Here is an 8,368-nt window from a genome sequence, read left to right as displayed (position 1 = left end):
TTTCAGGGTGATAACCAATCGCTTGCGCTTTATGGGTGAGATAGTACGGATCGACCCCGATACAGTGCCCGCCGACCAGACCCGGACGAAACGGCAGGAAGTTCCATTTCGTGCCTGCAGCCTCAAGTACCGCTTCAGTATCAATCTCCATTTTATTGAAGATCAAGGCCAGCTCATTAATCAGCGCAATATTGACATCCCGCTGGGTATTTTCAATCACCTTTGCCGCTTCAGCCACTTTAATGCTGGATGCCTTATGAGTGCCGGCTTCAATAATCAGGTTATAGACCTGATCGACAAAATCCGCGACTTCAGGCGTAGAACCTGAAGTGATTTTAAGAATATTGGTCACGCGGTGCAATTTGTCACCCGGATTAATGCGCTCTGGGCTATAACCCGCAAAGAAATCCTGATTGAATTTTAGACCGGATACTTTTTCCAATTCAGGAATGCAGACTTCTTCAGTGGCTCCCGGATAAACCGTTGACTCATAAACAACAATATCGCCTTTTTTCAGAACTTTACCAATACTTTGCGAGGCTTTGACCAGTGGCGTCAGATCCGGCTGTTTATATTCATCAATCGGGGTCGGTACGGTAACAATAAAGAAGTTGCAGTCGTTTAGATCTTCTAGATTTGCAGTATAGGTTAAATAAGTAGATTGTTTTAATTCTTCAGGTGAGACCTCTAAGGTATGGTCTTGACCGCTTTTTAATTCATCAATACGCTTTTGATGAATATCGAAACCAACAACAGAAACCTGTTTTCCAAACTCTACAGCTAAGGGTAAACCGACATAACCTAGCCCAATAATTGCTATTTTCAGTTCAGAGAGTTGTAACATATAGAAGCCTATGCGATCGATGAATTCTTGATCATCGTGACGTTGTAAATAGCATTATAATATAACAGAAATTGCAGTAATTTTAATTGTAAAATATTGTCTTTATAGGAGAGATCATTCAAACGGGCAATTTATGCCAATCTTAAAATCAGGGTTGATAAACGCCAAAAACATCACACAATAAATAAATTTAATTTTCTTGCTATTTCTTATTTAAAGATAACCCAGTAGTATTTCCACACCTATACCCAACATCTTACGATTCAACAACATCTTAGACTAGGTAACAAAACATTAATGGTATAAAATATTATTGTTCAAATTTCATTTATTGGACAAGTTACGCCCATATATTAATTTCAAATTATTTTTATAAACAGGATTTCGAGTGAGTTACTACCGTTATAGCGTTATGTTTGCACTGAGTTTAGGAATGACTGGTTGTGCAATCACTTCTGGTTTACAAACTTATGATTTACCTAGTGAAGGGGTTTATCAAACGGATTTGGGCACTCAAGTCAATGTAATCAAACTCACTCAAGAATCGCTGTTTGCCGTGCAGCCGGCTGAAATTAATATTCGTCAGGATTATGCCCATTTATTTCATACTTCCCATAAAAATTATAAATTGAGTCCTGGAGATATTCTTTCTATTTATCTTTGGGCTTATCCAGACATAACCCCGCCTACAAGTTCAATTAGTAGTGAACAATCTGCTCAGGCCAATGGTTATCAAATTGACCAAAATGGCTATATCCAGTTTCCTATGATTGGCCGTTATAAAGCAGCAGGAAAATCATTAACACAGGTTAATCAGGAATTACGCAACCAGCTGTCTCGTTATTTAAAAACACCGGATGTGATTGCCCGGGTATTGTCTTATCAAGGTCAACGCTTTTCGGTACAAGGCAATGTGATGAAAGGTGGACAATTTGCGCTCAGTGATCAACCTGTCAGTGTATATACCGCTTTAGGCATGGCAGGTGGGGTGAATACGCAACAAGGCGATAACACCTCGATTACCTTGGTCAGACAGGGCCGGAGCTATCAGCTCAATAGTATTGAGCTGGAAAAAGCCGGACTGTCCTTACATAACCTGCTGATCCAACCCAATGACACTTTATATGTCAATTCACGTGAAAACCAAAAAATTTACGTCATGGGTGAATCGGGTAAAAACCAATCCCTGCCAATGCGCGATCAAGGTATGAGTTTAAGTGATGTTTTAGGTGAAAGTTTAGGTTTAAATCCGCTGTCTGCAAGTCGAAGTAAAATTTATGTCGTCCGTAGCAATGCTGTAGATACCTCCACAGAAGTGTATCAACTAGATTTAACCAGTATTGCCGATTTTGGTTTGGCCAATAAATTCAAAATGCGCAGCAATGATATTGTCTATGTCGATGCTTCAGGTTTAGCCCGCTGGCAACGTGTGGTCAACCAAATTATTCCTTTCTCGAATGCACTTTATAATTTGGATCGCCTGGGGCAATAATGCAAATTCAGAATATTCTCGTGGTTTGTGTAGGCAATATCTGTCGTAGTCCGATGGCTGAATATTTCTTAAAACAACAGTATCCGCAACTGCATATTGAGTCTGCAGGTATTTCCGGTTTAACCGGTCATGCTGCAGATCAAAAAGCTAGCCTGTGTATGCAGCGCCTAGGCATTGATATGAGCGCGCATATTGCCAAAAAACTGAATGCCAATTTGATTAAAAAGGCCGATCTGATTCTAGTCATGAGTCAAAATCAGCAAAAGCATATAGAGCAGACCTGGCCTTTTGCGAAAGGAAAAACTTTCCGCTTAGGGCATTGGCAAGGCAGAAACGTTCCTGACCCTTACCAGCATGAGCAATTGGTCTTTGATGAAACCTGTCAGTTAATACGGGATTGTATTAGCGACTGGACACAACATATTTAACTTTTTGATAGCAAAATTATGAGCCAAAATACCAATACTGAAGATACTATTGATTTAAAAGAACTCTTCTTTTCACTGATTGCGCAATGGAAACTGATAGCACTCTGCATCATTTTAAGTCTGGTTTCTGCACTGCTGTATTTAAAAACAACGCCGGATACCTATTCAGTGGATGCCCTGGTACAAGTAGAGGAAAGTAAGGGAACCTCTGCTGCTTTATTGGGTGATTTATCCAATATGATTGAGCAGAAGCAACCAGCTCAAGCTGAAATAGAACTGCTCAAATCCCGTTTGGTACTGGGTTCTGTTATTAAAAACTTAAATCTCGATTTAAAAATTTCAGGCACAGAAAACAGTTTTTTTGATCGTTTATTACACCCCCATGATTATCAAACCCAATATCAAAACAAATCTGTTTTATTTAAGGATGATGCCCAGTCCTTTGAGGTTCGCAAGTTTGAAGTTCCACCTGACTATTTAGACAAAAATTTGCTGCTTAATTTTAATGACAATAAATTCACTCTAACAGATACAGCAACCCAGCAAGTGGTTATTAGTGGTCCGATCAACCAGGAGAGCCAACACAGCTCAGCATCCGGAACCTGGAAAGTTGCCATTTACACTCAAGACCCATTAAAAGACAGCTATAATATTCAAAAAATGTCTTTACCCGCAGCAATGGGTTCAATCACAAATAACTATTCTGTGGCCGAAAAAGGCAAACTGACCGGCATCTTGGGCCTAAATTATCAAGGTCAAGACAAAGAGCATATTACCAAAGTCCTTAACTCAATTCTGGTTGCCTATAGCCACCAAAATATTGAACGTCGCTCCGCTGAAACCGCACAAACGCTTAAATTTCTTGAAGAGCAGTTACCAGAATTAAAACAGCAGCTTGATGTAGCTGAACGCGAATTCAACAAATTCCGCCAACAGTATAATACTGTTGATGTGACTAAAGAATCCGAACTGTATTTAACCCAGAGCATTCAGCTTGAAACCTCCAAAGCTGAACTGGAGCAGAAACTGGCGGAAGCTTCTGCAAAATACACCAATGAACATCCGGTGATGGAGCAAATGAATGCTCAACTGGGTGCAATTAATAAGAAAATTGCCGAGCTGAACGGCACCTTAAAACAGTTACCAGATTTGCAACGCCGCTATTTGCAGCTTTACCGTGAAGTTGAAGTCAAACAGCAGCTTTATACCGCCCTGCTTAACTCATACCAACAATTACGTATTGCCAAAGCCGGTGAAATTGGCAATGTCCGGGTTGTAGATACAGCCATATTACCAATTAACCCAATTGCGCCGAAGAAATTCCAGATTCTGATTTTATCCATCTTCCTGGGCGGTTTTTTGGGAACATTACTGGCTTTATTACGCAGTATGATGCATTCAGGGATTAAAGATGCCGACCAAATTGAAAATGAACTGGATTTACCGGTCTATGCCACAGTTCCCCGCTCACCAATCCAAGAAAGTCGGATTAAGCTTCTGAAAAAGAAAAAGCATATTCCTATTTTAGCCATTAAAAATAGCGATGATATTGCCATCGAAAGCTTACGTAGCATGCGTACTGCCATTCACTTTGCTTTAAGCAACGCCAAAAACAATATCATCATGATTGCTGGTCCTTCCCCTGAAGTGGGTAAATCTTTTATTTCAGCAAACTTAGCGACAATTTTGGCGCAAAGTAATAAGCGGGTATTAATTATTGATGGTGATATGCGTCGTGGTTATTTACATAAGTATTTCAACCATGACAACCAATCCGGTTTGGCTGAATATTTAAATAGTCAACAAACACTTGAAAGTATTGTTAAATCCACTGACGTTCCCCACCTGGATGTAATTACCCGTGGTAAAAGTCCGGTGAATCCTTCAGAGCTTTTAAGTTCGGCAAAATTCTCGGAACTTCTAGAACAAATTTCACCCCGTTATGATCACGTTATTATCGATACCCCACCTGTACTGGCAGTAACAGACGGTATTATCATTTCACAATATGCGGGTGTGAATTTAGTCATCGCACGATATGCAAAATCACAGATGAAAGAACTGGAATTAACTGTCAATCGTTTTGAACAAGTCAATGTTAAGGTCAATGGCTTTATTTTGAATGATATTCAACGTGGCTCGGGCGCTTATGGCTATGGCTATGGCTATGGCTATGGCTATGGCTATAACTATACTTATGGTTATAAAGCCTCAAAAGACAATGATTAAATCTTTTTCATCGATATCGTTTAAAGCGCTGTAGGCTGAAAGCCAGTGGGAAATCACTGGCTTTTGCTTTTGAGGCTTATTTTTTATGGAAATAAAAAACAGATATTTTATTGTATGAGAAATGTTTTCTATATTCAGCCTGTTATAGAATAGTTGGGTTGATAAGAATATATTGGATTTCTGTACACCACGATTCGCTCGAAACGTGCTGCATAGAAAAGTCTGCTAAAATTAATGCAACTTTTTTAATATAAAATGATTTTGGGAAAACCTATGAGTAAAGCCTTACCCATCGCTGTCGCTGTTCTTTTAGGCGGTGCTGCACTTGTACCTGTTTATTATGCAACTCAAAACCCGGCTACCGTGACATCAAAAGCATCAAAAAATGCCTCTGCTGTTGAAAAAATCAGTTATGCGCTCGGTTATGAAGTCGCACATCAAACCCCGCCTGAATTAGACATTAACAGTTTTGTTACAGGTGTACGTGAAGGGCATGCTCGTAATAAACCGGCTTATACAGAACAAGAACTTCAACAAGCCTATCAGCAGTTCCAAAAAGAGATGCAACAGAAACAGCTGGACCAAGCCAAAACAGCTCAATCATCAAGTGACAATTTCTTGGCTGAAAATGCGAAAAAACCAGGTGTGAAAACCACGGCTTCAGGCTTGCAGTACAAAATCACCAAAGAAGGTACAGGTAAACAGCCGACTGCTAGTTCTGTGGTTACCGTTCATTACAAAGGCCAACTGGTCGATGGCAAGGTATTTGACAGCTCGATTGAACGTGGCCAACCGATTGAATTCCCGCTTAATCAGGTCATTCCCGGTTGGACTGAAGGCCTGCAACTGATGAAAGAAGGCGGTAAAGCCACCCTTTATATTCCTTCACAATTAGGCTACGGCGAACAAGGTGTTCCGGGCACAATTCCTGCCAATAGCACCCTGATTTTTGATGTTGAACTGATTAAAGTAAAATAAAAATTTTAAGGAGAGCTGTTGCTCTCCTTTCTTTATCTTGAGATAAGAAAATGAAAACATCTATAACACTACTTTGTTTATGCATGTGCACAACGGCAAGTTTTGCAAAAACGGTGACCAATAGCAGTAGTTTAAAAGAACAAGTTGGTTACAGCTTCGGTTACTTAATGGGACGCAGCAATACTGAATCATTTAAAGATTTAGACTTGGAGGCTTTCATCCTGGGTTTAAAGACAGCCACTCAAGGGGCTAAATCTGCCCTGACGGATGAAGAAATGGCTCGTGTTTTGAATCAGCATAAAAAGCTAAGTGAAGCAAAACAGCTGATTGAATTAAAACAAAAAGCCGAAGCCAATGCCAAAATTGGGGCGGAATTCTTAGCAGCCAATGCCAAAAAAGAAGGTATTCAAAGCACCAAATCAGGTTTGCAGTATCAGATTTTAAAACAGGGCAACGGAAAATCGCCAAAGCCCTATTCCGTAGTTAAAGTCAATTATGAAGGCCGGCTCATTGATGGAACCGTGTTTGACAGCTCGATTGCCCGAAACCAGCCAGCGGAATTTCAAGTCAGCCAAGTGATTCAAGGCTGGGTGGAAGGCTTACAGCTGATGAACGAAGGGGCCAAATATCGCTTTTTCATTCCGGCACAACTTGGCTACGGTCAAATTGGCTCCGGCGATGTGATTGAACCGAATAGCACCTTGATTTTTGATGTCGAACTGCTTGAAGTATTGCCCAAATCCAGCAAGTAATCGGTCAGTCACTATCTCATTTCAAAATAGCGAGTGGGTCAATCTAAAACTCCCCCAACAGTTATGACTGCTCGCCATTTTTAGCATGGATGAGATACTCTGGCACATGTTGCGCTCCGTTCTGGAAGAGGTCATTATTCTGAAATCCTGCCGATCTATTTTCTCTTTTCCCAACACCTAAAAACAATATTAACTCCTTATTTATTAAATATTTAGATACATATTCTGCTGAATTAAAAGCATGTTTCAATTTATGCATCTTAGTATGTCGTCAAAGTTGTACAATCATTAAAGAAATTCTTTTCTATACTTTTTAATTCAGACATTTTTTATTTATTACAAGGATTGAATCCATGGCTCTCGGCATTAAAACTCGCGAAATTCAGTACACTGCCCCAGATGGAACACATTTGATCGGATACTTTGCCGCACCTGAATCGGAAAAACCGCTCCCTGGCATTATTGTGGCACCAGAATGGTGGGGACGAAATGATTACACCGAACAACGTGCACGTGAACTTGCCGAACACGGCTACGCCGCTCTTGCCATTGATATGTACGGAGATAAAAAAGTCACCACAGCTGTTCCTCAAGCCAGCGAATGGATGATGCAAACCTTCGAAGATCCTGAAGCAATTGTGACCCGTGCGTCTTCAGGTTTAGCCACATTAGCTGCACAAGAAGAAGTAAATGCAGATAAACTGGCAGCTATAGGCTTTTGTTATGGCGGCAAAGTGGTACTTGATCTAGCTCGTTCTGGTGCGGATTTAAAAGCTGTGGTGACTTTCCATGGTAACTTAACTCCGAAAACCCCTGCACAGCCCGGACAGGTAAAAGCTGAAATTTTAGTGCTCCACGGAGAACTGGATAGTATGGTCAGCCTGGACGATGTCGCACGCTTTAAAGAAGAGATGCATGCTGCTCAAGTCGAGCATGAAGTGATTGTCTTCGAAGATGCTAAACATGGTTTTAGCAACCCGCTGGCAGACGAACGTGCCAAAGCCAATGGTATTGATCTGGGCTATAACGCAGCAGCCGAACAACAAGGTTTATCTGCCATGTATGAATTATTTAAAACACGACTTGGTGAATAACAATGAAGGTAAAGATCGTTTGGCTATTTTTACCGATCCACTGACATGGATAATTTAGAGAGGATATAACAATGACTACAAATAATTGTGCATATTGCAATTTTGATGAATATGACATCATTGATAAAAATGATTTCGGGGTCATTTTACCCGAACCAAATGCTTTATCCAAAGGTCATTCAGTGATTGTTCCTTTACGTCATGTCAGTTCTTTTTTTGATATCACGGACAAAGAACGCAAAAGCCTGATGTCTCTGCTTGAGCTTGCCCGTAATGAATTAAAGCTACGTTACCATCCTACAGGTTTTCATATTGGCTTTAATGATGGTGCGGTATTTGGCCAGGTTGATGAACATTTGCATATTCATGTTATTCCACGCTATGAAGGCCAAACATTGACACTTGACGAGCGTTGGGGCATGAGCAGCGAATGAAATGGATTGGACTTTATCCATCAAAAAATGATGCTTCGGCATCATTTTTTTTGCTTTGGACAGCACCGCAGTACTGGGCAATTTTCGTTATACTATTCGTATATTCCCACGCTACGG

8 protein-coding genes are annotated in these 8,368 nt (G+C 40.5%); 7 read left to right on the top strand and 1 reads right to left on the bottom strand.

Features of this window, described 5'->3' with window-relative positions; all coding sequences use genetic code 11:
- Positions 1 to 844 (bottom strand): nucleotide sugar dehydrogenase (locus tag FTU91_RS10065; protein ID WP_180082083.1); only part of this gene is annotated, 844 nt, incomplete at its 3' end.
- Positions 845 to 1,256: 412 nt separating this feature from the next.
- Between FTU91_RS10065 and FTU91_RS10060 the strand changes: the two genes are divergently transcribed.
- The 7 genes from FTU91_RS10060 (at position 1,257) to FTU91_RS10030 (ending at position 8,251) form a co-directional block, all read left to right on the top strand.
- Positions 1,257 to 2,336 carry a polysaccharide biosynthesis/export family protein gene (locus tag FTU91_RS10060; RefSeq protein ID WP_180082084.1) on the top strand — a complete coding sequence of 360 codons (1,080 nt, stop codon included), beginning with the start codon at positions 1,257 to 1,259 and terminating at the stop codon, positions 2,334 to 2,336.
- Positions 2,336 to 2,764 (top strand): low molecular weight protein-tyrosine-phosphatase, encoded by a 429-nt coding sequence (locus FTU91_RS10055; RefSeq protein WP_180082082.1) that lies wholly within the window; start codon positions 2,336 to 2,338, stop codon positions 2,762 to 2,764. The genes FTU91_RS10060 and FTU91_RS10055 overlap by 1 nt, the downstream gene beginning before the upstream one ends.
- A gap of 18 nt (positions 2,765 to 2,782) precedes the next feature.
- On the top strand, positions 2,783 to 4,993 hold the full coding sequence (locus tag FTU91_RS10050; protein WP_180082081.1) for a polysaccharide biosynthesis tyrosine autokinase: 2,211 nt from the start codon (positions 2,783 to 2,785) through the stop codon (positions 4,991 to 4,993).
- A 273-nt stretch (positions 4,994 to 5,266) separates the two neighbouring features.
- A complete protein-coding gene (locus FTU91_RS10045) occupies positions 5,267 to 5,971 on the top strand; it encodes an FKBP-type peptidyl-prolyl cis-trans isomerase (RefSeq protein WP_180082080.1) in 705 nt (234 codons plus the stop codon).
- Positions 5,972 to 6,021: 50 nt separating this feature from the next.
- A complete protein-coding gene (locus FTU91_RS10040) occupies positions 6,022 to 6,723 on the top strand; it encodes an FKBP-type peptidyl-prolyl cis-trans isomerase (RefSeq protein WP_180082079.1) in 702 nt (233 codons plus the stop codon).
- A gap of 353 nt (positions 6,724 to 7,076) precedes the next feature.
- Positions 7,077 to 7,817, top strand: a complete 741-nt coding sequence (locus FTU91_RS10035; RefSeq protein WP_180042683.1) for a dienelactone hydrolase family protein — start codon at positions 7,077 to 7,079, stop codon at positions 7,815 to 7,817.
- Positions 7,818 to 7,888: 71 nt separating this feature from the next.
- Complete coding sequence (locus FTU91_RS10030; protein WP_180042684.1) at positions 7,889 to 8,251, top strand: HIT family protein; 363 nt, start codon at positions 7,889 to 7,891, stop codon at positions 8,249 to 8,251.
- Positions 8,252 to 8,368: the final 117 nt, after the last annotated feature.

This window comes from Acinetobacter sp. YH12201 (genome assembly GCF_013418145.1).
Taxonomy (GTDB): domain Bacteria; phylum Pseudomonadota; class Gammaproteobacteria; order Pseudomonadales; family Moraxellaceae; genus Acinetobacter.
This window is presented reverse-complemented; position numbering and strand designations above follow the sequence as displayed.